The sequence below is a fragment of the Gordonia sp. GONU genome (genome assembly GCF_024733855.1).
Classification (GTDB): Bacteria; Actinomycetota; Actinomycetes; order Mycobacteriales; family Mycobacteriaceae; genus Gordonia; species Gordonia amicalis.
Genome location: NZ_JANRHB010000006.1, coordinates 13,880 through 37,127, shown reverse-complemented (window position 1 = coordinate 37,127; position 23,248 = coordinate 13,880). Strand labels below are relative to the sequence as shown.

Below are 23,248 nucleotides of genomic sequence, written 5' to 3'. Positions count from 1 at the left end.
ACCGATCCGAGGAGTGACCACCATGGCCGCGAGCTACCTACCGTCGATCGAGGACACCGAGCCGGAACTGACGACCCGGCGCACCCGCATCCACATCACCACCCGCAAGCGGCGCGCGACCAGCCTGCGCAAACCAGCGCGCATCCAGGAGGCCATCGACTTCTGGTCGTTCGCCGGCGGTGCCGCGAACGTCGTCATGCAACTGGGCTGGCCCGAGGTCGCCTACGGCGTCATGGAGAGCAAGGTCGAATCCGGCGCGCTGACCAAGCATCCGTGGAAGCGGGCCCGCACGACCGGCCAGTACCTCGCGGTCGCGATCCTCGGCACCGACGAGGAGAAGGCCGCGTTCCGGGAAGCGGTCAACTCGGCTCATCGCCACGTGAAGTCCGACGCGAACAGCCCGGTCAAGTACAACGCGTTCAACCGGGAACTCCAGATGTGGGTGGCCGCATGCCTGTTCGTGGGCATCGAGGACATGCACCTACTGCTCCACGGCCAGATGACCGAAGACGAGGCAGAGGAGTTCTACCAGTCGTCCAAGACCCTCGGCACGACGCTGCAGGTACCCGATGACATGTGGCCGGCGACGCGCAAGGACTTCGACCGGTACTGGAACCTCGCGTGCCAGCGAATCGTCATCGACGACACCACCTGCGACTTCCTCAACGATCTCGTCGACCTCAAGATGATCAACCCGCTGATCCGACTGCCGTTCGTGAGTCTCCTGCGCTTTCTCACCATCGGGTCGCTGCCGCCGATCTACCGCGACCAGCTCGGCCTGGAATGGACCGAGGACGACCGTCGCCGCTTCCAGCACCTGTTCACCTTCGTCTCGGTGGTCAACAAGTTCCTGCCCAAGTCGATCCGGTTCGGTGGCAGTCGCATGCTGATGCGGGACCTGCGACGCCGGATGAAACACGACAAGGCGATCATCTGATCTCGCGCCGTTCATGCCCTGGCGGTACGTCCGACACCTCCCCCGCATCCGCCTCCTGACGTGGGGAATGGCCGGTGAACGTTTAAGGTCGATCTACGGAGTCGAATGGTCCGCCGACCACGAGCATCGTTTCCGCCGGACGGTGCGCATGGTCCGACTGTGGCAGGGTCTCTGCCCCGGACCGATCCGGCGCCGACACGGCAGACGACAGCGCATACGCCGCGCCACCCGACTCAGGCGGACCGCGGTGACGGACCCCCACACCAACGGACGGAACGACCGATGACCCCCGGACCTCTCCACAGGACCCAGCTGGCCGTCGAGGTGGCCGACTACCTGCGCACGCGCATCATGACCGGTGTCCTGCGGCCGGGCGAGTTCGTCCGGCTCGACGAGACGGCGTCGGCCCTCGGTTGCAGCGTGACGCCTGTGCGCGAGGCACTCGCGACACTCCGCGGCGAGGGGCTCGTGAAACAGGCCCTGCACCGGGGATTCATCGTGGAGACGCTGACCCGCGGTGACATCGTCGACATCTTCTGGATGCAGGCCGAACTCTCCGCACGTCTGGCCAGTCATGCCGCCGAGAACCCCGACCTGGCCGAACAGCTGGATGAGCTGGGCGCGATCGTCGACGATCTCGAGACAGCGGTCGAGTCGGGGCGCGCCGACCGCGTGCTCTCCGCGGAGTTCGCCTTCCACCGCAAGGTGCACCTCATAGCCGAGAGCAAGAAGCTGGCCTGGTTCCAGTACTCGGCCAGCAAGTACAACCCGCTGCAGCTGTATTCGAACGACCCCGAGTGGGGCCGGGAGGCCGCGACCAGCCACCGGCGACTCATCGAGCTGTTGCGCAAGGGCGACACCGTGGGCATCAAGTCCGAGATCGTCGCGGCGTTCGACGACGCTCGTGACCGCCTGATCGACCAGCTGGAATCCATCGGTTTCTGGGACGACGAGCAGTCACCCACCGAGGAAGCCCGCACGGCCAGCTCTGCGTGACGCGCGCTATCGCGCTTCGTCGCGCCTTCCCCGACTCGGACGGGTAGCGTTGCGCATCGTGTTGGGATTGCCAGAAGTGATCTCTGTCGCGCTCTTCGATCTCGACGGGGTCCTCACCGAGACCGCGGTGCTCCACCGCAAGGCATGGAAGAGAACCTTTGACGCCTTCCTCGCCGAACGCGCCGGCGGCGTCGATGCCCCCGGGTTCGTGGAGTTCACCGACCAGGACTACCTCGACTATGTCGACGGGCGTCCCCGTGAGGACGGCGTGCGGGCATTCCTCGCCTCGCGCGGGATCACCGATGTGGACCCGGCGACCGTGACCGCGATCGGCAGCCGCAAGAACGACATGTTCCTGGTCAGCCTCGCCGAGGAGGGTGGACATGCCTATCCCGGCTCGGTGCGGTACCTCACCGCGGCACGTGAGGCGGGCCTCCGCATCGCAGTCGTCACGTCGTCGAAGAATGGAGGACCGGTGCTCGATGCAGCCGACCTGTCGGGATTCGTCGAGGTTCGCGTCGACGGTCTCGAGATCGCCGCGCGTGGACTCAACGGCAAACCGGCTCCCGACTCCTACCTCCTGGGAGCCGAGCTGATGGGCGTCGAGCCGGCCGCTGCCGCGGTTTTCGAGGACGCCATCTCCGGCGTACAGGCCGGTAGCGCAGGCGAGTTCGGCTACGTCGTCGGCATCGACCGCGTCGGCGGAGTTCAGGCCGAGGCGATGCGTGCCGCCGGCGCCGACATCGTCGTCAACGATCTCGACGAATTGCTGCCCGCATGAACCCGGATCAAGGACACGGGTTCGAGATCCACCCGTGGCAGCTGAAGTGGAGCGGCGGAGTCGATCTCGACATGCTCGGCCGCACCGAGACGTTGTTCGCGTTGTCCAACGGGCACATCGGCTTACGCGGAACCTTCGAGGAAGGTGAGCCGGTCGATCACCCGGGCACCTACCTCAACGGCTTCTACGAGTTGCGCGGCCTGCCCTACGCCGAGAGCGGCTACGGCTACCCGGAGTCCGGCCAGACGGTCGTGAACGTGACCGACGGCAAGATCATCCGCCTGCTCGTCGAGGACGAGCCGATGGACCTTCGGTACGGGCGTACCGAAGAGCACGAGCGGACGCTGGACTTCCGTACCGGCACGCTGCGCCGGCACACCCTGTGGACGTCGCCGACGGGCCGCACCGTACGTATCAAGTCCGAGCGTCTCGTCTCGTTCACCAAGCGCACCATCGCAGCCATCCGCTATGAGGTGGAGCCCGTCGACGAGGACATGAAACTCGTTCTCCAGTCCGATCTGCTGGCCAACGAGCCGGTCCCGGCCCCGGGCAACGACCCGCGCCTCGCGGCCGCGCTCGACGCCCCGCTGGTGTCGGATCTCGCGACCTGCCGCAACTACTGGGGCATGCTGGTCCACCACACCAAGCAGTCGGGTCTGCACATCGCGGCCGGCATGGATCACGAGATCTACTTCCCGGACAAGGCCGACACCTTCATCCGCGCCGACGGCGACCTCGCCCGCCTGACCATCGCGGCGAATGTGCCGAAGGGCAAGAGCCTGACCCTCACCAAGTACATGGGGTACGGCTGGTCGGCCCGACGCTCGGTCCCGGCGTTGCGTGCGCAGGTCGACGCCGCGCTGGCGATGGCGATGGAGACCGGCTGGGACTCCCTCAAGGCCGACCAGGTCCGATACCTCGAGGACTTCTGGCGCGACGCGGACATCGAACTCGACGGCGATCCCGAACTCCAGCAGGCGGTCCGGTTCGCGCTGTTCCACGTCCTGCAGGCCGGCGCCCGCGGACAGTCACGCGCGATCCCGGCCAAGGGACTCACCGGTCCCGGATACGACGGCCACACCTTCTGGGACACCGAGAGTTTCATCCTCCCGATGCTCACCTACACGGTGCCCGCGGCGGCCGGGGAGGAACTCCGCTGGCGCCATGCCACCATGGACAAGGCCAAGGCCCGCGCCGCGGAACTCGGGCAGCGCGGCGCCATGTTCCCGTGGCGGTCGATCAACGGCGACGAGTGCTCGGGCTACTGGCCCGCGGGCACGGCGGGCGTGCACGTGTCGGCCGACATCGCCAACGCCACCGCCCGCTACCTGCGCGCGACCGGCGACGAACAGTTCGAGACCGAGTGTGGCGTCGAACTTCTCGTCGAGACCGCCCGGCTGTTCGCCGGCCTCGGCCATCACGATGTCAACGGGAAGTTCCGCATCGACGGCGTGACCGGACCCGACGAGTACACGGCCGTGGTCAACAACAACGTCTTCACCAACCTCGCGGCACAGCAGAACCTGCGCGACGCGGTGGCGGCGGTGCACCGTCGACCCGATCTCGCCGAGCAGTTCGGGGTGACCACAGCCGAAGCGGCACACTGGGAGTCGTGCGCGGACGACATGTCGATCCCCTACGACGAGGCGCTGGGGGTGCACCAGCAGTGCGAGTCCTTCACGCTTCTCAGCGCGTGGGATTTCGAGTCCTCGGTCGGCCGCTACCCACTGTTGCTGAACTATCCGTACTACGACCTCTACCGCAAACAGGTCGTGAAGCAGGCCGATCTGGTGTACGCGACCTACCTGTTCGGCGACTCGTTCACCGCCGAACAGAAGCTCCGCAACTTCGACTACTACTACCCCATCACCGTGCGCGACTCGTCGCTGTCGGCATGCTGTGAGGCGGTCACGGCCGCCGAGGTCGGTTACCTCGACCTCGCCTACGACCTGCTCGCCGAGTCGGTGTTCACCGATCTGCACGACCTGCACAACAACGTCAACAGCGGCCTGCACATCGCTGCGCTCGCCGGGGCGTGGACGGACTGCGTGGCCGGTTTCGGCGGCATGCGCGACTTCGGCGGGCAGATCACCTTCGCGCCGCGACTGCCGAGCCGGTTGACCTACCTGTCGTTCCGCATGATCGTGCGGGACTCGAAGTTCGTGGTCGCGGTGGACAAGGAGAGCACCACCTACCGGTTGCTGTCGGGTCCGCCGATCGACCTGGCACACCACGGCGAGAAGTTCACGCTCACCTCGGCGCCGGTGACCATCAAGATCCCCGACTTCCACTACCGCGAGCCACCCAAGGCCCCTCCGGGCTGCGAGCCCTACCGACGCGAGATCTGATAGGGCCCGGCGCGTCCACCGCTTGACCTTCACACTGTGTCAAGGACTGCAATGCGGGGGTAGGAGGTGCCGACGATGACATCCGAGCACGCACTCAGCGACCCCACCCGTAGCGCCCTGTCCACCGCGCTGCACTCCCCCGACGCCTCGACGCGGCTGCGGGCGGCGATGGCGGCGGGTACCGAACCCGACCCGCGCCTCGTCGACGACCTCGTCGCACGCTGCGGCACCGAACCGGATTTCTTCGTCCGGGACATGCTGACCTGGGCGCTGACCAGACTTCCGGCGGCGCTGACGGTACCGCGCCTGATCGATGAGCTGGTCTCGGCGTCACCGCTGGCGCGTGCCCAGGCGCTGCACACGCTGTCGAAGATCGGCGATCGGACGGCGTGGCCGGCCATCACCGTCGAACTGCTGCACGACGCCGATCCCGAGGTCGCGCGGGCCGCGTGGCGCGCCGCGGTGGTCCTCGTCCCGGCGGACGAGGAGGTGGGACTCTCGGTCGAGTTGGCCGGTGAACTCGGTCGCCGCGGAATCGAGGTGCAGCGCAGCCTGAGTCGTGCGCTCGCCGCTCTGGGCGAGGTATCGCTCGACGCACTCGCCACGGCTCGTCGACATCGGGATCCACGGGTCCGCGCGCATGCCGCCGCCACCGTGCGACTCCTCGACGATCCGGACAGCGACTTCGCGTATGAGCTCGAAATGGCCACACGGTTGGCGAACACCGGTGTACCGGTTCATGATTCGGGTCCGCCGTGCTGATCGGTGAGGTGGCGCGGCGTTCGGGTGTGAGCACCCGGATGCTGCGCCACTACGACACCCTCGGCCTCGTGCGGCCGACGGGCCGGACCACCGGTGGTTACCGCGAGTACTCCGACGCCGACATCGAACGCCTCCTCCATGTCGAGAGCCTCCGGTCGCTGGGATTGTCGTTGCGCGACGTCGGCCGTGCACTCGACGATCCCGGCTTCGCGCCGGATGCGCTCCTGGAGCGGCTGATCCAGGACACGGAGGACCGGATGGCCGCCGACGCCCGGCTACTGGATCGGTTGCGGCAGATCGAGGCCTCCGGCGCCGACGACTGGTCGGCGGTACTCGATGTGGTCGGTCTGCTGCGCGCGGTGCATTCCGAGTACGCCGCCCACCGCCAGCGGGCGGCGTTGCGGGCGGGCGACGCCGGACTGTCCGCCGAGGCACTGACGGACGCGCTGCTGGCCGAATCCGATCCCAACACGGCCGGCGCACTCCGATGGGCACTCGCGCAGACATCGGGTGCGCTCGACCAGCTCGCCGCGCGGGTGGCCGACCCCGATCCGACGATCCGGCGCCGCGCGATCACCGCCCTCGCCTCGATCGAGGACGCCCGGGCGACCGCCGTGCTGGAGGGGTCGCTGACCGACCCCGATCCCGAGGTCCGGCGGACGGTCTCCCACGCCCTCGGCCGTCGGGGGGTCGACGCCGCGGTGGACGTCCTCATCGAACTCGTCGCCGCCGGGGACCGCGACGTCGAGGCGGCCGAGACCCTTGCGACGTATGCGGACGACGACCGGATCGTCGGCCTGCTCGTCGATCGTCTCGGCGGCGACCCGGACCCGTCGGTCCGGCTGCGGCTGGTCCAGGCGTTGGCAGAGATCGCCGGCGACGCGGCGTCGAAGGCCTTGACCGACCTGGGGGACGACGCCGACGAGACGGTCGCGCGCACCGCGCGGGCAATCGGATCGTTACGATCCCCCTGAGCGGCGCCGACCCGCGATTGGCTGTCACCGGCCGCCGGTCGGTACTCTGTGGAGCACTATGGCACCCGATCTGACCAGCCCTGATCTGTCCGGCACGGCCGAGGACGGCACCTCGTACGGTGCGGGGCGCCCGTACTACCTCACCACCGCGATCGCTTATCCCAACGGCGCACCGCACATCGGGCACGCCTACGAGTACATCTCCGCCGATGCCCTCGCACGGTTCAAGCGCCTCGACGGTTTCGACGTCCGGTTCCTCACCGGCACCGACGTCCACGGCCAGAAGATGCAGCAGACCGCGCTGGCCGAGGGCATCCCCACCGCCGAACTCGCCAACCGGAACTCCGACCGGTTCCAGTCGCTGCAGGAACGCCTCGGCTCCAGCTTCGACCGTTTCATCCGCACCTCCGACGCCGATCACAAGCGGGCGTCGGAAGAGCTGTGGAAGCGGATGAGCGACCGCGGCGACATCTATCTCGACAAGTACTCCGGCTGGTACGACGTCCGTGACGAGACGTTCTACGCCGAGGCCGACACCGAGGTCAACGACGCCGGCGAGCGCGTCGCCTCCGACACCGGTCACGTGGTGACCTGGACCGAGGAGGAGACATACTTCTTCCGGTTGTCGGCCTACCAGGACAAACTCCTCGAGCTGTACGAGGCACAGCCCGACTTCATCGGTCCTGACGCGCGGCGCAACGAGGTCATCAGCTTCGTCAAGGGCGGGCTCACCGACCTGTCGGTGTCGCGGACGACCTTCGACTGGGGCGTCCAGGTCCCCGGCCACCCCGAACACGTCATGTACGTGTGGGTCGACGCGCTGACCAACTACCTGACCGGAGTCGGGTTTCCCGACGATCCGGCGACCTTCGAGCGGTTCTGGCCCGCCGACCTGCACATCATCGGCAAGGACATCATCCGGTTCCACTGCGTGTACTGGCCCGCCTTCCTGATGAGCGCGGGCGTCGAGCTGCCCAAGCGGGTCTTCGCGCACGGCTTCCTGTTCAACAAGGGCGAGAAGATGTCCAAGTCGGTCGGCAACGTCGTCGACCCGGAGAACCTGATCGACGAGTTCGGTCTCGACCCGGTGCGCTACTTCTTCCTGCGCGAGGTGTCCTACGGCCAGGACGGGTCGTACTCCGCCGAGGCGATCGTGTCGCGCATCAACGCCGACCTCTCCAACGAGTTCGGCAACCTCGCCCAGCGCACCCTGTCGATGATCGGCAAGTACTTCGACGGTGTGGTGCCGGCGACCGGTGAACTCACCGACACCGACCGCGCGCTGCTCGACCGGGCCGACTCGCTGCTCGAGACCGTCCGCGAGCACTTCGACAACCAGGCCATCCACCTCGGACTCGAGGCGCTGTGGTCGACGCTGGCCGAGACCAATCGGTACATCTCGTCGCAGGAACCGTGGAAGCTCGCGAAGACCGACCTCGACCGCACCGGCACCGTGCTCTATGTGTGCGCCGAGGTGGTCCGCATCGTCGCGGTGCTGAGCCAGCCGGTGATGCCGGAGTCGTCGAACAAGATCCTCGATCTGCTCGCCGTCGGCGACGACCGCCAGTTCAGCGCCGTCACCACCCGGCTGGCACCGGGCGTCGCACTGCCCAAACCGTCGCCGGTGTTCCCGCGGTACGAGAACTGACCCGCCCTCGCCGCACATGGCCGCGTCCGCGCTCGATGCGCTCCGGGCTCTCCATGCCGAGACCCGCACCCGGGGACTCCCACCGCCCGCAGCGCTGATCGGCGACTGGCTGGACACCGACGCGGTGATCGCTCCGACAATCGAGGTCGTCCCGGGCTGCACCCCGCCCGACGACCCCGACCGCTTCTGGTTCGGCTACCTCGGATTCCCCGTGCGCGCCGAGGAGGCGTCGCTGCCGTCGACCGCCGGGGGTCTCACCGACGGCGTCCTCGTCCTGCGGAACGGCGTGTGGTCGACCCTCGGCACCGGCCTCCCCGACTGGGCGTACGCCGTACTCGACGCCCCGCATCCCGGTGAGGGGAAGCCGACGACGACCGACTGGACACCGCCGGCGCGCGAACCGCATCTGGCCGCGATCGATCGCTGTCTCGACGCGATCCGCGCCGGCGAGGTGTATCAGGCATGCGTGTGCACGCGGTTCACCGGCACGTTGTCGGGTCGGCCGGTGGACTTCTTCGCCGACCTCGCCGGTGCCACCACCCCCGCGAAAGCGGCTTTCCTCCAGGGTGATTGGGGTACGGTCGCCAGCCTGTCACCGGAGACCTTCCTGCGGCGCACCGGGAACATCATCAGTTCCTCGCCGATCAAGGGGACCCTGCCTGCGCACGCCGACCCCGACGCCCTGTCCGCCTCCGCGAAGGACATCGCGGAGAACATCATGATCGTCGACCTCGTCCGCAACGACCTGGGACGGATCGCCGTCACCGGCAGCGTCCGGGTGCCCGAACTGCTGTCGGTGGTGCCCGCGCCCGGCGTCTGGCACCTGGTCTCGCGTGTCGAGGCGATCGTGCGGCCCGGCACGGGCACCGCCGAGGTGCTCGACGCCACCTTCCCGCCCGCATCGGTCACCGGTACGCCCAAGCTGCGTGCGATGGAGCTGCTCGCCGACTGGGAGAGCAGCGCCCGGGGCGTCTACTGCGGCGCGATCGGCGTCGCCGGACCCGACCGCGCCCTCGATCTCAACGTCGCGATCCGCACGGTCGAGATCGCTCCGGACGGCGGCATCGCACTCGGTGTCGGTGGCGGAATCACCATTGATTCCGTCCCGGACGACGAGTGGCAGGAGTGTCTCGACAAGGCTGCCAGCATCGTTGCCGGCGACCGGACGCAGACGTTGCAGGATCGCAAATACCGGACTTGATTGGCGATTTGGGTAATATTTCTCCCATGACTTTGTCCATCCGGACGACCACCGATCTCACGGAGCTGGCCCGGGAGATCAATCGCGACCGCGAGGCGATCATGTCGGGTGCGACGCCGCCTCCCCGATTCGCGGATGAAGTGGCCGAGTCCTGGACCCGGGTGAAGGCCGCGGACAATCCCTCCACGCTCGACGACCACCACCGCGGACGGATCGACCGCGACGAGCTCGAAGCCCGCCGGTCCGCGCATCCGCTCCGCCACTCGGTGGACTCTCTCAAGCGGGTGTTCGCCCAGTCGGCCGACGACCCGCTGATGGCACTGGGCATCTTCGACACCGACGGGGTGATGCTGTGGCGTGGCGGCTCGCGCGCGGTGCTGCCCGAGGCGAACCGGCTCGGCCTCGTCGAGGGAAGCCGGTGGGATGAGGATTCCGCGGCGACGACGGCGGTGGGCCTGGCGATCCGCCACCGGCGACCCAGCCGCGTCTTCGGCGCGGAGCACTACAGCCGATCCCTGCACGGGCTGTACTGCACCGCGACGCCGGTCCACGATCCGCGCACGGGTGAGATGGTCGCGGTCGCCGGGCTGGCCGGACCGGCGATGCAGATGCAGCCCGCGGCTTCGGCGTTCACGAACGCCCTGGCGGCACTGAGCGAGCACGAGGTGACTCTCGCCCATCAGCGCACCCTCGCCGACCTCCGTTACCACGGCCGTGCCCAGCTCGCCGGCCTGCACGGGCCCGGTCTACTCATCGACGACGACGGCTGGGTGGCCGAGGGCCGCGGGTGCACGCCGCCGGTCCGGGTCGCCGCGCCGACGGTGGACATGCGTCAGTTCGTGCCCGGACTCGGGATGTGCGTCGTCGAACGACTCGGGATGGGCTGGCTCGTGCGTCCGGCAGGCCCCTCGGGTCCGGTCATCGCCGAACTCGACCTCGACGGCGAGCCGACGATCACGGTCACCGGTGACGACGACCCGTGGCGTACGGTGCTCACCCGGCGCCACGCGCAGATCCTGTTGCTGCTGGCCGACGCGGGCGACCATGGACTCACCTCACAGCAGTTGAGCCAGTTGCTGTTCGGCGACCAGAACCACACCGTGAGCGTGCGTGCCGAGTTGTCGCGCCTGCGCCGGGTGGTCGGCGCGCTCGTCTCGAGCCGGCCCTACCGGCTGGCGCCGCGCGTCGAGCTGCGGGTCAGCTCGGATCAGCTCGACGCCTATCGAGAACCGACTGGTAGACGTCGCGTCGCGAGGCACTCGAACCCTGCGTGACCTCCGCGCAGGCATCCTTGAGCCGCATCCCGCCCGCCACCAGTTTCTCGGCGCGGTCGGCCAGTTCGTCGATGTCGGGTTCGGCGGCCACCGCGCCGGCGATGACGACCGTGATCTCGCCCTTGACGCCGCCGGCCGCCCACCCGGCCAGTTCGGCCAGACCACCGCGGCGGACCTCCTCGTAGGTCTTCGTCATCTCCCGGCACACCGCGCCGCGCCGATCGGGTCCGAGGATCTCGGCCGCCGCGGCGAGCGTGTCCGCCAGCCGGTGCGGCGACTCGAAGAAGACGGCGGTGCGCGGCTGGGCGATCAGCTCGCGCAGCCATTCCGCACGGGCACCCGGCTTGCGTGGCGCGAAGCCCTCGAAACAGAACCGCTCCGACGGCAGCGCCGACACCGCGAGTGCCGTCGTCACCGCCGAGGGTCCCGGCAATGCCGTCACGGGCAGACCCGCCTCGGCGCAGGCCACCACGATCCGGTAGCCGGGGTCGCTGACCGAGGGCATCCCGGCATCGGTGACCAGCAGGACCGTCTCACCGCCGGCGATCGCCTCGACGAGGCCCGGTGTCCGGGCGGCCTCCACCTGGTCGTAGTAGCTGACGACGCGTCCGCCGATCTCGACGCCGAGCGCGGCGGCGAGCGACCGGGTGCGGCGGGTGTCCTCGGCGGCGACGATGTCGGCCGTCTGCAGCGCCGCCCTCAGCCGGGGCGACGCATCGTCCACCTGTCCCATCGGGGTGGCGGCCAGCACCAGCCGTCCGCTCGTCCCGGGCACGGCAGACCGGGGGTGGTCGGTGGACTGTGTGTCGGGCTGGGCGGCATTCATCGTCAGCCAGCTTACGAGGGCCCACTAGGATCGAGCGGGTGACCATGACCGCCGCGCGTGACACCGCCGTGCCCGTCGGTGTCCCGGTCCCCGCGGCGGTCCCGCCTCGTCGCCTGGGACCGGAGGTCCCGGCGGCGCTGTTCGGTGCCCCGGACCGTGGTCGCGGCCTGGTGGTGGGTGTCGTCATCGCCCTCATCGCCGCCCTCACCCGCTTCTGGAACCTGAGTCACCCCACCGACAAGGGCACGCCTGTCTTCGACGAGAAGCACTACGTGCCGCAGGGCTGGCAGGTCCTCACCGGCGGCAACTGGATCGAGGACAATCCGGCATACGGGCTCGTGGTGCATCCCCCGGTCGGCAAGTGGATGCTCGCCGCCTCCGAGGCCGCCTTCGGGTACGGTCCGCTCGGCTGGCGGGTCGCGCCGGCGATCTCCGGCATCCTCATCGTCGTCCTCGTCTACTGCGCGGTGCGCCGGCTCACGCGGTCGACTCTGGTCGGTGCCATCGCCGGCGTCTTCGCGATCTGTGACGGGGTGCTGTTCGTGCAGTCCCGGATGGGGATGCTCGACATCTTCCAGACCCTGTTCATCGTCGCCGCATTCGCCGCGCTCCTCGCCGATCGCGACCAGGTCCGCGAGCGGATGTACCGCGTCTACCTCGAGGGCCGGATGGACGACAGCCGGTTCGGTCCACGGCTCGGTTTCCGCTGGTACCGCTTTACCGCCGGGGTGATGCTCGGGCTCAGCTGCGGAACCAAGTGGTCGGGCGTCATCATCTTCTTCACGGTCCTCGCGATCGGCTTCGACGTCGCGGCGCGGCGCGCGTACCACGTGCAGCGACCGTGGGTCGGCACGATCGTCCGTGACGTCGTGCCCGCCGGCGCGAGCCTCGCGGTGATGCCGGTCGTCATCTACTTCCTGACCTACATCCCGTGGTTCAACAGCGAGACCGCGGTCTACCGCTATTCCGAGGGCAATGCGATCGGCACCGGCGGCACCTTCTCCTGGGTGCCGGGGGCGTGGCGGTCGCTCTGGTACTACGAGGCCGGGATTCTCCAGTTCCATGCGGGACTGACCAACTCCGCGGGCAATCACCATCCGTGGGAATCAAAGCCGTGGACCTGGCCGATGAGCCTGCGCCCCATGCTCTACGCACTCGAGAACGGCCCCGATCAGTGCGGCGGGGGCGAGTGCGTCCGCGCCCAGATGCTGATCGGACCGCCCGCCCTGTGGTGGCTCGCACTGCCCATGTTGCTGTGGGGCCTGTGGTCGTGGGTCGTCCGCCGCGACTGGCGCTACGCGGCGGTGCTCGTCGGCTACGGCGCGGGCATCCTGCCGTGGTTCCTGTCCCTCGACCGCCAGATGTACTTCTTCTACGCGACCGCCCTGGCCCCGTTCCTCGTCATGGGCCTCGCCTTGTGTTGCGGCGATCTGCTGCGCTCGACGGCGACCACGGCCCGCGCCCGACCCGAGCGCCGGGTGCTGTCGATCATCGTGGTCGCCGTCTACGTGGCGCTCGTGGTCACCAACTTCGTGTGGCTGTGGCCGATCCTCACCGCCTCCCCGATCTCGCCGGGACTCTGGCGGCAGCAGATCTGGCTGCCGAGCTGGGGCTGAGCGAGACTACTTCTGGGGCTCGGTGCCCGGCTCGGCGTCGGCGTGGTGCGCCTCGCCCAGCGGGTGGGCGACACCCGTACCGACCTGCTCGACGTAGCCCGGATCGATCTTCTCCAGGTGCCGGACGGCGTCGGCGTCGATCGACTCGAGTTCACCGGTCGCGATCGCCACGGCCTGTTCGTGGACGTGTTGATCGACCTGAGCCGACAAGACGTGACGAGAGACGATCAGCGGGTCGCGCCGGAGGTCGAGGTAGAGCGACAGGCACATGCCGATCATCACCACGACGAACGGCAAGGCGGCGATGATGGCCATCGTCTTGATGCCGTCGAGTGCGTCGTCACCGCTGATCGCGAGGAGCAACGCCGCCACGACACCGGTCAGCACGCCCCAGAACACCGTCAGCGCGCGCGAGGGATGTTCGACGCCACGCTGGGACAGGGTACCCATCACGAGCGAGGCCGAGTCGGCTCCGGAGACGAAGAAGATCCCGACGAGCACCATCACCAGTGCCGAGGCGACACCGGTCCACGGCAGGTGAGCCAGTACGTCGAAGAGGGTGTCCTCGCTCGCCGCCGTGGCCGGGTCGAAGTCGAGGACACCGTCGGTCTGCTGCCGGATCGCGGTGCCGCCGAACACGCAGAACCAGACCAGCGACACGGTCGTGGGCACCACCATGACGCCGATCACGAACTCACGGATGGTCCGGCCCCGGCTGATCTTGGCGAGGAACAGGCCGACGAACGGGGTCCACGACACCCACCACGCCCAGTAGAAGATGGTCCAGTCGGCCAGCCACTGTTGGCCCGCGTCGGAGGTCACCGTGGCGTCCGAACGTCCCGCGAAGGTGGTGAGGTCGGTGGCGTAGGCGCCCAGGGTCGTCGGCAGCAGATTGAGGATGAAGATCGTGGGTCCGACGACGAACACGAAGGTCGCGAGCACCACGGCGAGCACCATGTTGATGTTCGACAGCCACTGGATGCCGCGCGCGATACCCGACACCGCGGAGGCCACGAACGCTGCGGTGAGGATCGCGATGACCGCGACCAGCAGGAGCTTGGTCGGTTCGTTGACCCAGCCGACCTTGTCCAGACCGGAACCGATCTGCAAGGCGCCCAAGCCCAATGAGGCGACGGTGCCGAACAGGGTCGCGAAGATGGCCAGGATGTCGATGAGCTTGCCCGCGGGACCGTGCGAGACGCGTGGGCCGAGGAGACGCGTGAACACCGCGCTCATCAGCTGTGTCCGGCCGAGCCGGAAGGTGCTGTAGGCGAGGGCGAGTCCGACGACGGCGTACATCGCCCACGGATGGAAACCCCAGTGGAACATGGTCGTCGCCATTGCCGTCCGGACATCGCCTGCATCGACCTCCGGTGGCGGACTTGCGAAGTGGTACAGCGGTTCGTAGGCACCGAAGAACATCAGGCCGATACCCATTCCGGCGCTGAACATCATCGCGATCCAGCTGATGGTACGGAACTGAGGCTTCTCCCCGGTGAGCCCCAACGGGATTCGTCCGTACTTGGAAACCGCCAGATACACCGCGAAGATCACGAATCCGGTTGCGGAGAGGATGAACAGCCAGCCGAGGTTGGTGGTGATCCAGCTCAGGATCTCGCTGGTGGTCGAGTTGAGACTGTCCTTGTCTCCGATGCCCCACACGACGAACGCGATGACGAGAGCAGCCGTGATCGAGAAGACCACCGGATCGATCCGCTGGCTCCCGGGCCGATTCTCCCGATCACGCCGGCGCTGACCATCTCGCGCGCGACGAGTCGTCGCTGTCTGTTCACTTGTCATTACCCCACCAAAGCAACGTCGGCGCGTCTGTTCAAGTCGCGCGCAACGCCCGCTGAACCATCGAGACGATCGTGTCGTCGTCGAGTCCCAGCTCACGGGCGGTCCCGACGTACGACGACGCGGCCGCGAAACCGGCGTCCTGCGCGTCGTGGCGCCCCGCCTTGACGAAGGAACCGGAGCGTCCGCGCGTCTCGATCACGCCGGCCGCCTCGAGTTCGCGATATGTCTTGGCCACGGTGTTGGGGGCGAGGTCCAGGTGCGCGGCGAGGGCCCGGACGGTCGGCAGGCGTTCACCGGTGAGCAGCGTGCCGTCGGCGATCAGCTCGACGATGCGCAGCCGCACCTGCTCGAACGGTGGCCGGTCCGATGCCGGGTCGACGGCCAGATGGGCCAGCAGTGATGCGGTCATTGTCGTCCCCTCACAACAGATCACGCGCCAGCGGACACGACATGCACCGGGGCCCACCGCGACCCGAGCCGAGTTCGCGGCCTTCGATCTCGATCACCTCGATCCCCGAATCACGCAGGCGGCGATTGGTTTCCACGTTCCGGTTGTAGGACACGACGACTCCTGGGGACAACGCGAGCGTGTTGTTGCCGTCATCCCACTGCTCGCGCTCGGCGGTCACCGGGTCGAGACCGGTGTCGATGACGCGGAGTTTGCCGATGCCCATGGCCTCGGCCGCCGCCTCGACGAAAGGCCGTTCCCCCGTCACGTGTACGGCGTCGGTGGCCGCGTCGTGGGAGAGGGTGAACGCCGACATGTGGTCGCGGATGTTGGGGTACATCACCACCGCATCGGTGTCGACCATGGTGCAGACGGTGTCGAGGTGCATGAACGCCCGCGCCTGCTGGATGGGCACGGCGAGCACGGTGTGGGCGAGATGGTCGTCGAAGAGGCTGCGCGCCAGCGCTTCCGCCCCGGCCGGCGTGGTGCGCTCCCCGACCCCGACGGCGACGACACCCGGCGCGAGGAGCAACACGTCGCCGCCCTCGACCGGCGCGACCTGCGACTCGTAGGCGCGTCGGGCACCGGTGAAACGGGGGTGATGGGCGTAGATCAGATCGGTCAGAGACGTCTCTCGCGCTCGCGCGGGCAGCGCGAGGGAGGTGATCGCGAAGCGCGACCCGATCCAGAACGAACTGTCGCGGGTGAACAGCAGGTTCGGCAGCGGCTCGATGGCGAACTCGGGGCCGTGATGCATCCGGCGGACCAGCGACGACCGTTCCGCCGACGGCGTGATCGGCAGTTCGTCGAACGTCATTCCGGCCATCAGGACGTCGGCCAGTTCCGCGGGCGCGAGTCCCCGCAGGTGCCTCGCGAGATCCTCGGCGAGATGAGATCCCAGACGTCGCGCACTGACCGCGGCCGCGATCCCCTGGATGCGGGCGGCCCCGCTGTGTGCGATCGTCTCGGTCAGCAGGTCGCCGAGCAGGTAGACGTCGACACCCCTATCGCGCAGCACCTCGGCGAAGGCGTCGTGTTCCTCCTGCGCACGGTCGACCCAGGGCAGGCCGTCGAACAGGAGTTGATCGCTGTTGCGCGGGGTGAGGCGCCGCAGTTCGTCACCGGGGCGGTGCAGCATCACCGCGCGCAGGGTGCCGACCTCCGAGTTCGCCCCCAGAGCGTAATCCCACACGCCTGCGGTGTCCTGCTGCCCGTCACGCGTCATCGCTCAACCGTAACGCCGGACCCTGACCGACGACCGCAGGCGCGGTCTCCCGGGCGAACAGCCACGCGACCAGGGCGATCGCCGCGACCACACCGGTCAGCACGAACGCGGGGCCGAAGCCGACCCGATCGGCCACGAATCCGACGATGACCGGCCCGGTCACCGCACCGAGGTCCGAGGACATCCCGTACGCCGCGAGCGCCGATCCGCCCTGCTGACGATTGCCGAGGACGTCGGCGAGGGCCGCCTGATGAGTCGGCGCGAACAGACCGGAACCGACACCGGCGAGCACCGACAGTGCGAGCGCGACGGGGACGTTGGGCGAGAATCCCAGTGCGATGGTGGCGACGACGGTGATCGTCAGACCCGGCAGCATGATCGGCCGACGGCCGAACCGATCGGACAGGCGACCGGCGATGAGGATCGCGAGGACGTTGCCCGCGGCATAGATCGCCAGCACGATCCCGGCCATACCGGCGCCTGCACCGAGCCCCTCGGTGATGAACAACGGAACCACCGCGACCCGCACACCCATCGACGCCCAGCCCTGCGTGAAGTTCGACGCGAGGATGGCCCGGTAGGCACTGTCACGCAAGGCCGTCCGGAAGCCGATGAGTCCGGCCGTCGGGCCCTCGGCCTGGTCGGGGGCGATCACCTCGCGCAGCTGGGTGGCCACGACCGCGGACGCGACCAGAAGCGCGACCGCGTACACGACGAACGGCACGCGCAGGCCGAAACCCACCAGGGCCGCGCCGATCAGCGGTCCGGTGATGCTGCCGATCAGGAAACCCGCGGAGAAGAAGCCCGACACCCGCCCGCGAATGTCGCTGGGCGCCATCCGGATCAGCAGGGCCATCGCGGAGATGCTGAACATCGTCGATCCGATGCCGCCCAGGCCGCGGAACACCAGCAACTGCCAATATGTCTGCGCGAAGGCACAAGCCAGCGTGCTCGCGGCGACGATGAGGAGTCCGGTCAGATAGATGCGCCGTTCGCCGAACACCGACACGAGTCGTCCGCCCGTCGGCGCGAACAGCAGCCGCATGACGGCGAAGGCCGACACCACCGCGGTGGCCGCGGTGAACGAGACGTTGAAGGCGCGGGCGAAACTCGGGAGGGCGGGCGCGATGAACCCGTAGCCGAGTGCGATGACGACGTTGGCCGACAGCAGCACCCAGATGCCGCGAGGGATCTGCCTCATGGCATCTCGGGCAGGTCGTCGAGGGCCTTGGCGGTGAGTTCGCGGCCGATGTCGATCATCTCGGCGGCCTTGTGGAAGTCCAGAGTCCGCACCGCACGACGGGGCACCCGGATCAGGACGTCGGGCGGATAACCGGCCACCTGATAGCGGGTCAACGCCTCCTGCATGATGTCGAGCGACCGGCTGAGCACCTCGACGCGACCCATCCGGCCGGGCTCGCCGGCGGCGTCCGCTGACAGTGCGCCGGTGTCGACCACGACAGCTCCCTCCTCGTCAGGGGTGGCAGCGGGTGCGACCTCGTCGGCACCCTCGGTCCCCGCCACGTCGCCGGTCTCCGAACCGAAGCGGTCACGGACCGAGCGCACGAACTCGTTGTCGAGGATCGGCGCGACGTTGCGTCGGAGCAGGCCTTTCGTCTTGGACTGCCGGCTGGCACCCGTCTCGGGCCCGCCGTCGGAGCCGATGATCACGCCGATCGTCACATCGCTGGGGACGCCCGAGGTCGGTGCGACGGGCACCGGGTCGAGGATGCCGCCGTCGGCGAGGAGCCGTCCCTTGTGCTCATGCGGGCTGATCACGCCGGGGATCGCGATCGATGCACGCAGGGCGTCGGCGAGATTGCCACGCTGGAACCACACGGCACGACCCGCGAACAGGTCGGTCGCGATGGCGGTGAACGGGATCGGCAGATCCTCGATCACGGTGTCGCCGAGGATCTCCCGCACACGGGTGAGAATGCGCTCGGCGCCGATGACGCCGGGTTTGGTGAGTGAGACGTCGAGCAGCCGTACCACGTCGAGCTGGGACAGTCCCGAAATCCAGTCGACGTAGTCGTCGAGTTTGCCCGCACAGTACAGGCCCCCGACCAGCGCGCCCATGGATGATCCGGCGACCGTGACGATCTCGAAGCCACGGGCCTCGAGCTCGGCGATCACCCCGATGTGCGCGTATCCGCGAGCGCCGCCACTTCCCAGAGCAAGCGCCACGCGCGACGGTCGAGCCATGCCGCAACCCTACCGTCGCCGGTTTCCCGGCTCTCGTTCACTCGGTCATGAGACGACGCGGTCCCGGACCGAGTTTGTTCAGTTCGTCTCCCGGGTTGAGCAGGTGACATTCCCCGAGGGACAGACACCCGCACCCGACGCAGGAGCCGATCATGTCGCGCATGTTCTCCAGCAGGGAGATGCGATGGTTGATGTCGTCCATCCAGCGTTTCGACGCCGCCTCCCACATCGACTTCGACGGGGACTCGTGGTCACCGAGCTCGGCGAGCACCTCCCCGATAACCGACAACGGGATTCCGGCGACCTGCGAGGCACGGATGAACGCCACCCGCCGCAGCATCGCCCGGTGGTAGCGCCGCTGATTGCCGGCGGTCCGCCGGCTGAAGATCAGTCCCTGTTCCTCATAGAACCGGACCGCCGACGGCGCGATACCCGCGCGCTGCGCGAGCTCCCCGACCGAGAGCTCGAGTCTCTTCAGCGTCATGGGTCGATGGTAGGCAGCTCACCTGGTCAGCCGCGCACCACCAGCACGGGGCACTCCGCCTGGTGCATCACCTTCTGGCTGGTCGAGCCGAGCATCAGTCCGCGGAATCCGCCGCGTCCCCGGCTGCCGACGACGATGAGCTGGGCGTCGGTACCGGCCGCGTCCAGCAGCGCCTTCGCTGGCTCCTCCGGCAGCACGTGCCGCTCCACGCGGACGTCCGGGTAGTCCTGGGCGTATCCGGCCAGTCGCTCCGCGAGCACCTCGACCGCGTCCTGGGTCATCCGCTGGACCTCCTCGGGCCCGATCCCGTAGCCGTGCAGGGCGTCGGCGTCCAGCGGCGTCCAGGTGTGGACGGCCACCAGCGGCGCGTTGCGCAGCGACGCCTGCCGGAACGCCTCGGCGACGGCGACATCGCTGATCGGCGATCCGTCCACACCGACCACGACCGGTCCGGTGTCCGATCCCCCGGCGGCGACGATGGCCACCCGGCCGTGCGCGTGGGCCGCGACGCTGATGCTCACCGAACCGAGGAACAGTCCCTTCACGCTGCCGAGCCGACGCGTGCCGACCACGATCATCGCAGCGTCCTTGCCCAGCTCGAGCAGCACGCGGGCAGCGTCACCGTCGACGATCGAGGTCGCGACGCTGACGTTCGGCGCAACCTCTTTGGCGACGTCGGCGGCGGCATGCACTGCGTCCGACGCGTCTTGACGGATGGCGTCGATGACGTCCTGCGGAATGATCAGTCCGGGAGCGTAGTCGCTGGTGCTCGCGTCATAGGCGCCGACGATCTTGAGATCGAGGCCCTCCGCCGCCGCGGCCTTCGCCGCCCATCGCACCGCGCCTTCGGCCGCCTCGGAACCGTCCGCACCGACGAGTATCGCGTTCATGTCCCTCGCTCATCTCCTCTGGTCACGACCCCGGCCGGGGCCGGTCGTCACTCCGGCCGGGGGGCCGGTCCTCACTCCATCCTGCTCCCGCGGACCGCGGGCAGCAATGAGCACTAAGTCCTTCTCACCGGGTATCGAGCGGCGTGTAGCGTGGGAGTCATCATGACCTCCCCGACGCCGAACTCACCGACACCGAAGAACGGCAACAACGACTTTCGCGCGATCGTGATCCACATCGCCATCACCGTCGTGTTCGGTCTCGGTCTCCTCATCGTCGCACACGCCTCGTCGGAGTCTCTCCAGAACGCACTCTTCGTCGTCGCGCCGGTCGTGGTCCTGATCGGTGCGCTCGCCATGCTGGTGCGGACATACCGGGTCTGGAAAGCCGGTGGCCGATGGCAACTGTGGCAGGGCGGGTCCTGGTTCCTGCTGGTGTTCTTCATCGTGATGCTGTTCAATTCGGCACCCGTACTGTTCGAGTCGAACACCGAATAGCGCCGGCACCGGCCGGTAGAATTCGAGCTCTCAGACCACCGGGAGCCAAGCGTGTCCTTCGATGCCATTCACGGCGATTCGCCCGCGCGAGGCTCGGTTGTTCCCGGCTCGGTGGTCGCCGGTCACCGCATCGAACGGGTGCTTCACGAATCCGCGGTGAGCACGACCTGTCGCGCGGTCCCGATGCAGTCGGGTCCCCCTTCCCCCGGCACACCCGGACCCGAACCCGTAGTCCTCACCGTGGTCGACCCGGCGCGTTCGGCAGATCCACGATTTCGTGGCTGGTTCGCCCGCTCCAATGAATTGGCTTCCGGCGCCACACATCCCGCGATCGCCCGAATCGCCGGCCACGGACTGACCGACGGCCGGCTGTGGGTCGCCACGGCGCCGATACCCGCCACCGACGCCGCCGAACTGATCCGACGTCATCCCGACGGCATCGACATCGACCTGGCGGTGCGCATCATCGGTGCCGCCGGAGACGCCCTCGACGCCGCACATCGCCGCGGGCTGGTCCACGGCGGCCTCACGACCGCCGACATCCTGATCTCGGCCCGCCCGGATTCGGCTTCGTCGGAGATCACCGCCTCCGACATCGCCGGCCCCGGTGCCGTCACCCTGCGCGGTTTCGGCCTGACGCCACCCGCCCACGATGAGGACACCCCGCACCCGGAAACCGATGTCGCCGCAGTCGGCCGAATTCTCGTCGAGCTGCTCACCGGCACCACTTCGGTTGCCAGACACCGTATTACGGGAGCGGTATCCCCCGCTTTCCACTCGGCGCTCGCCCGCGCTCTCGATCCGCAGCCCGATCACCGCTATCGGACGTGCGCAGAGTTCGTCCGGGCCGCCGACCTCGCCCTCCACCTGACCCACACGGACGGGGAGCCGCCGACCGAGGTGATCAGCTCACCGCCGCGGGCCTTCCAGCCGGCGTGGAATCCCGATCGGCCGACCGAACTCGTCGCCGGCCACCACCCGACACGTCAGAACAGTCCCGACACGCCACCGCGACGCCCGACACTCATGCCACTGTTGGTGGCGCTCGTGGTGGTCGCGATCTGCGTGGGCACGGTGATCGTCCTCGGCGCCCGCAATGCGCCACCACCGTGGCCGCCGGCGGTCGCGCCGATCGCCGACGCCTTCCCGCGACTGCTGCCCGACTCTCCCGACCAGCAGGGCTGGCGGGATGCGGCCTGCGAGGCCGTGTTCCGCGACGGCCTCGACGCCATCACGTGCTCCGACGCCGAGCAGGTGACCTACGTCGTCTGGCACACGGCCACACCCATCGCACGGGACACCGTCACCGCAGCGCTCGAGGGGTATCCGGGTGACGAGATCCAGTGGCGGGACGGTCCCGCGTCGTCGAGCCGGGACAGTCTCGCCGACGGCTGGGTCGTCACCAATTTCGTCGCGCCGGCGCGTGAGCCGTACACGGTGATCACCACGTGGCCCGGTCATTCGGGTCGTCAGATCCTCGACGCCTGGTGGCGCACCGCACCACTCGGCTGAGCGACGGTCCGCCTCACCGACCCCGTAGCGCGTCGACCCGCTCGGCGACCTGCAGCGCGGTCGACGGCCGGCTTCCGGCCAGGGCAAGACAATTGGCGATCAGCGTGCGCTCGTCCCGATTCAGGTTCTCCGACAGTGCGGGTGGCGTCGACAGGGCGGCTCGGATCGCCAGCAACGGCTGGGTGTCGGGCACCTGGCCGTACACCCCCTCGTCGGTGAGCGCGCGATGCAGACAGGCGCCGAGTGACCAGATGTCCGTCGCGCGGGACGGCACATCGCCCGCCAGGAGCGCCGGGTCCATGTACTGCACCGCACCCGGCTGAGCGAAGCTCGTGATCGGTTCGTCCGCCGCGAGAACCCGGGCGAGCCCGAGATCGGATATCTTCCCGCCGGTTTCGGTCACCATGATGCTCGACGGCGTGATGTTCGCGTGGGCGATGCCGGCTTCGTGCAGGGCGTCGACGCCTCGCGCCGCGTCGGCAACCGCGGCGAGCCGCTCGTCCCGGCTCAGGGGGCGCGCGGGTGTGCCGAGTGATCCCAGCGGGAAGTATTCCATCGCATACATGAACTGGCCCTGGAGAACTGCGTCGTACAGACCGGCCAGGTAGGGCGAGGCGACCGCGGCGAACGCACGTAGTTCGCGCACGCCTCGGCGGTAGGCGTCGTCGCTGCACACGCCGCTGAAGACCTTGACCACCACGCGATCGGTCGACAGGCCCAGCCGTGCGGGGGGTACGGCGAGATAGAACGTTCCGTTGCCGCCGACTCCCAGCTTCTGGAGCACGGTGAAATCCGCGAGCTGCTGCGGGATCTCGACAGTGGCCAT

The 23,248-nt window shown here is 68.5% G+C and carries 22 protein-coding genes; 13 read left to right on the top strand and 9 right to left on the bottom strand.

The window, feature by feature from the left end:
- Positions 1–22 precede the first annotated feature (22 nt).
- The 10 genes from NWF34_RS07880 (at position 23) to NWF34_RS07840 (ending at position 10,921) form a co-directional block, all read left to right on the top strand.
- A complete protein-coding gene (locus NWF34_RS07880; protein ID WP_258324636.1) occupies positions 23–937 on the top strand; it encodes an oxygenase MpaB family protein in 915 nt (304 codons plus the stop codon).
- A 13-nt stretch (positions 938–950) separates the two neighbouring features.
- The gene (locus tag NWF34_RS25425; RefSeq protein WP_375295635.1) at positions 951–1,223 is read left to right on the top strand and encodes an oxygenase MpaB family protein; all 273 of its coding nucleotides are present in this window, start codon (positions 951–953) and stop codon (positions 1,221–1,223) included.
- The gene (locus tag NWF34_RS07875; protein ID WP_258324635.1) at positions 1,220–1,933 is read left to right on the top strand and encodes a GntR family transcriptional regulator; all 714 of its coding nucleotides are present in this window, start codon (positions 1,220–1,222) and stop codon (positions 1,931–1,933) included. The genes NWF34_RS25425 and NWF34_RS07875 overlap by 4 nt, the downstream gene beginning before the upstream one ends.
- A 58-nt stretch (positions 1,934–1,991) precedes the next feature.
- Positions 1,992–2,714, top strand: a complete 723-nt coding sequence (locus NWF34_RS07870) for an HAD family phosphatase (protein WP_258324634.1) — start codon at positions 1,992–1,994, stop codon at positions 2,712–2,714.
- Positions 2,711–5,062, top strand: coding sequence for a glycoside hydrolase family 65 protein (locus NWF34_RS07865; protein WP_258324633.1), 2,352 nt, complete (start codon positions 2,711–2,713; stop codon positions 5,060–5,062). The genes NWF34_RS07870 and NWF34_RS07865 overlap by 4 nt, the downstream gene beginning before the upstream one ends.
- A 75-nt stretch (positions 5,063–5,137) precedes the next feature.
- The gene (locus tag NWF34_RS07860; RefSeq protein WP_258324632.1) at positions 5,138–5,824 is read left to right on the top strand and encodes a HEAT repeat domain-containing protein; all 687 of its coding nucleotides are present in this window, start codon (positions 5,138–5,140) and stop codon (positions 5,822–5,824) included.
- Positions 5,818–6,798, top strand: coding sequence for a HEAT repeat domain-containing protein (locus tag NWF34_RS07855; RefSeq protein WP_258324631.1), 981 nt, complete (start codon positions 5,818–5,820; stop codon positions 6,796–6,798). Before NWF34_RS07860 ends, NWF34_RS07855 begins: the two co-directional genes overlap by 7 nt.
- Positions 6,799–6,856: 58 nt before the next feature.
- Positions 6,857–8,446: a methionine--tRNA ligase gene (gene metG, locus NWF34_RS07850; protein WP_182156367.1), complete on the top strand. Its 1,590-nt coding sequence runs from the start codon at positions 6,857–6,859 to the stop codon at positions 8,444–8,446.
- A 16-nt stretch (positions 8,447–8,462) separates the two neighbouring features.
- Positions 8,463–9,647 carry an aminodeoxychorismate synthase component I gene (locus NWF34_RS07845; RefSeq protein ID WP_006437090.1) on the top strand — a complete coding sequence of 395 codons (1,185 nt, stop codon included), beginning with the start codon at positions 8,463–8,465 and terminating at the stop codon, positions 9,645–9,647.
- Between the two features lie 26 nt (positions 9,648–9,673).
- Positions 9,674–10,921 carry a helix-turn-helix domain-containing protein gene (locus tag NWF34_RS07840; RefSeq protein ID WP_006437091.1) on the top strand — a complete coding sequence of 416 codons (1,248 nt, stop codon included), beginning with the start codon at positions 9,674–9,676 and terminating at the stop codon, positions 10,919–10,921.
- Here the strand turns inward: NWF34_RS07840 and rsmI are convergent.
- Positions 10,845–11,747: a 16S rRNA (cytidine(1402)-2'-O)-methyltransferase gene (rsmI, locus tag NWF34_RS07835; protein ID WP_006437092.1), complete on the bottom strand. Its 903-nt coding sequence runs from the start codon at positions 11,745–11,747 to the stop codon at positions 10,845–10,847. The genes NWF34_RS07840 and rsmI overlap by 77 nt on opposite strands.
- A gap of 38 nt (positions 11,748–11,785) precedes the next feature.
- On the opposite strand from rsmI, the gene NWF34_RS07830 reads away from it, so the two are divergent.
- Complete coding sequence (locus NWF34_RS07830) at positions 11,786–13,363, top strand: dolichyl-phosphate-mannose--protein mannosyltransferase (RefSeq protein ID WP_258324630.1); 1,578 nt, start codon at positions 11,786–11,788, stop codon at positions 13,361–13,363.
- A 6-nt stretch (positions 13,364–13,369) separates the two neighbouring features.
- Here NWF34_RS07830 and NWF34_RS07825 read toward each other — a convergent pair whose 3' ends face one another.
- Genes NWF34_RS07825 through NWF34_RS07795 form a run of 7 tightly spaced genes read right to left on the bottom strand, consistent with a single transcriptional unit; the run spans position 13,370 to position 20,415 of the window.
- Positions 13,370–15,163 carry a BCCT family transporter gene (locus NWF34_RS07825; protein WP_258324629.1) on the bottom strand — a complete coding sequence of 598 codons (1,794 nt, stop codon included), beginning with the start codon at positions 15,161–15,163 and terminating at the stop codon, positions 13,370–13,372.
- Between the two features lie 31 nt (positions 15,164–15,194).
- Positions 15,195–15,572: a GntR family transcriptional regulator gene (locus NWF34_RS07820; protein ID WP_258324628.1), complete on the bottom strand. Its 378-nt coding sequence runs from the start codon at positions 15,570–15,572 to the stop codon at positions 15,195–15,197.
- A 10-nt stretch (positions 15,573–15,582) separates the two neighbouring features.
- Positions 15,583–16,836, bottom strand: a complete 1,254-nt coding sequence (gene arcA / locus NWF34_RS07815; protein WP_258324627.1) for an arginine deiminase — start codon at positions 16,834–16,836, stop codon at positions 15,583–15,585.
- On the bottom strand, positions 16,826–18,037 hold the full coding sequence (locus NWF34_RS07810) for an MFS transporter (RefSeq protein ID WP_159405164.1): 1,212 nt from the start codon (positions 18,035–18,037) through the stop codon (positions 16,826–16,828). Before NWF34_RS07810 ends, arcA begins: the two co-directional genes overlap by 11 nt.
- Complete coding sequence (locus NWF34_RS07805; RefSeq protein ID WP_258324626.1) at positions 18,034–19,041, bottom strand: patatin-like phospholipase family protein; 1,008 nt, start codon at positions 19,039–19,041, stop codon at positions 18,034–18,036. The genes NWF34_RS07810 and NWF34_RS07805 overlap by 4 nt, the downstream gene beginning before the upstream one ends.
- A 37-nt stretch (positions 19,042–19,078) precedes the next feature.
- Entirely contained in the window at positions 19,079–19,525 is a 447-nt protein-coding gene (gene soxR / locus NWF34_RS07800) for a redox-sensitive transcriptional activator SoxR (RefSeq protein WP_006437099.1), read from the bottom strand.
- Between the two features lie 26 nt (positions 19,526–19,551).
- A complete protein-coding gene (locus NWF34_RS07795) occupies positions 19,552–20,415 on the bottom strand; it encodes a universal stress protein (protein ID WP_258324625.1) in 864 nt (287 codons plus the stop codon).
- Positions 20,416–20,577: 162 nt separating this feature from the next.
- Between NWF34_RS07795 and NWF34_RS07790 the strand changes: the two genes are divergently transcribed.
- On the top strand, positions 20,578–20,910 hold the full coding sequence (locus tag NWF34_RS07790) for a hypothetical protein (RefSeq protein WP_258324624.1): 333 nt from the start codon (positions 20,578–20,580) through the stop codon (positions 20,908–20,910).
- Positions 20,911–20,961: 51 nt separating this feature from the next.
- Positions 20,962–22,422, top strand: a complete 1,461-nt coding sequence (locus NWF34_RS07785) for a serine/threonine protein kinase (protein WP_258324623.1) — start codon at positions 20,962–20,964, stop codon at positions 22,420–22,422.
- A 13-nt stretch (positions 22,423–22,435) separates the two neighbouring features.
- Here the strand turns inward: NWF34_RS07785 and NWF34_RS07780 are convergent, their stop codons facing one another.
- The gene (locus NWF34_RS07780; protein ID WP_006437103.1) at positions 22,436–23,248 is read right to left on the bottom strand and encodes a protein kinase; all 813 of its coding nucleotides are present in this window, start codon (positions 23,246–23,248) and stop codon (positions 22,436–22,438) included.

Excerpts from the sequence above, each read along its gene's own strand:
- NWF34_RS07880 (WP_258324636.1), top strand. The coding sequence starts at position 23 with ATGGCCGCGAGCTACCTACCGTCGATCGAGGACACCGAGCCGGAACTG.
- NWF34_RS25425 (WP_375295635.1), top strand. The coding sequence starts at position 951 with ATGCCCTGGCGGTACGTCCGACACCTCCCCCGCATCCGCCTCCTGACG.
- NWF34_RS07875 (WP_258324635.1), top strand. The coding sequence starts at position 1,220 with ATGACCCCCGGACCTCTCCACAGGACCCAGCTGGCCGTCGAGGTGGCC.
- NWF34_RS07865 (WP_258324633.1), top strand. The coding sequence starts at position 2,711 with ATGAACCCGGATCAAGGACACGGGTTCGAGATCCACCCGTGGCAGCTG.
- NWF34_RS07860 (WP_258324632.1), top strand. The coding sequence starts at position 5,138 with ATGACATCCGAGCACGCACTCAGCGACCCCACCCGTAGCGCCCTGTCC.
- metG (WP_182156367.1), top strand. The coding sequence starts at position 6,857 with ATGGCACCCGATCTGACCAGCCCTGATCTGTCCGGCACGGCCGAGGAC.
- NWF34_RS07845 (WP_006437090.1), top strand. The coding sequence starts at position 8,463 with ATGGCCGCGTCCGCGCTCGATGCGCTCCGGGCTCTCCATGCCGAGACC.
- NWF34_RS07840 (WP_006437091.1), top strand. The coding sequence starts at position 9,674 with ATGACTTTGTCCATCCGGACGACCACCGATCTCACGGAGCTGGCCCGG.
- rsmI (WP_006437092.1), bottom strand. The coding sequence starts at position 11,747 with ATGAATGCCGCCCAGCCCGACACACAGTCCACCGACCACCCCCGGTCT.
- NWF34_RS07825 (WP_258324629.1), bottom strand. The coding sequence starts at position 15,163 with ATGACAAGTGAACAGACAGCGACGACTCGTCGCGCGCGAGATGGTCAG.
- NWF34_RS07820 (WP_258324628.1), bottom strand. The coding sequence starts at position 15,572 with ATGACCGCATCACTGCTGGCCCATCTGGCCGTCGACCCGGCATCGGAC.
- arcA (WP_258324627.1), bottom strand. The coding sequence starts at position 16,836 with ATGACGCGTGACGGGCAGCAGGACACCGCAGGCGTGTGGGATTACGCT.
- NWF34_RS07810 (WP_159405164.1), bottom strand. The coding sequence starts at position 18,037 with ATGAGGCAGATCCCTCGCGGCATCTGGGTGCTGCTGTCGGCCAACGTC.
- NWF34_RS07805 (WP_258324626.1), bottom strand. The coding sequence starts at position 19,041 with ATGGCTCGACCGTCGCGCGTGGCGCTTGCTCTGGGAAGTGGCGGCGCT.
- soxR (WP_006437099.1), bottom strand. The coding sequence starts at position 19,525 with ATGACGCTGAAGAGACTCGAGCTCTCGGTCGGGGAGCTCGCGCAGCGC.
- NWF34_RS07795 (WP_258324625.1), bottom strand. The coding sequence starts at position 20,415 with ATGAACGCGATACTCGTCGGTGCGGACGGTTCCGAGGCGGCCGAAGGC.
- NWF34_RS07790 (WP_258324624.1), top strand. The coding sequence starts at position 20,578 with ATGACCTCCCCGACGCCGAACTCACCGACACCGAAGAACGGCAACAAC.
- NWF34_RS07780 (WP_006437103.1), bottom strand. The coding sequence starts at position 23,248 with ATGGCCACTGTCGAGATCCCGCAGCAGCTCGCGGATTTCACCGTGCTC.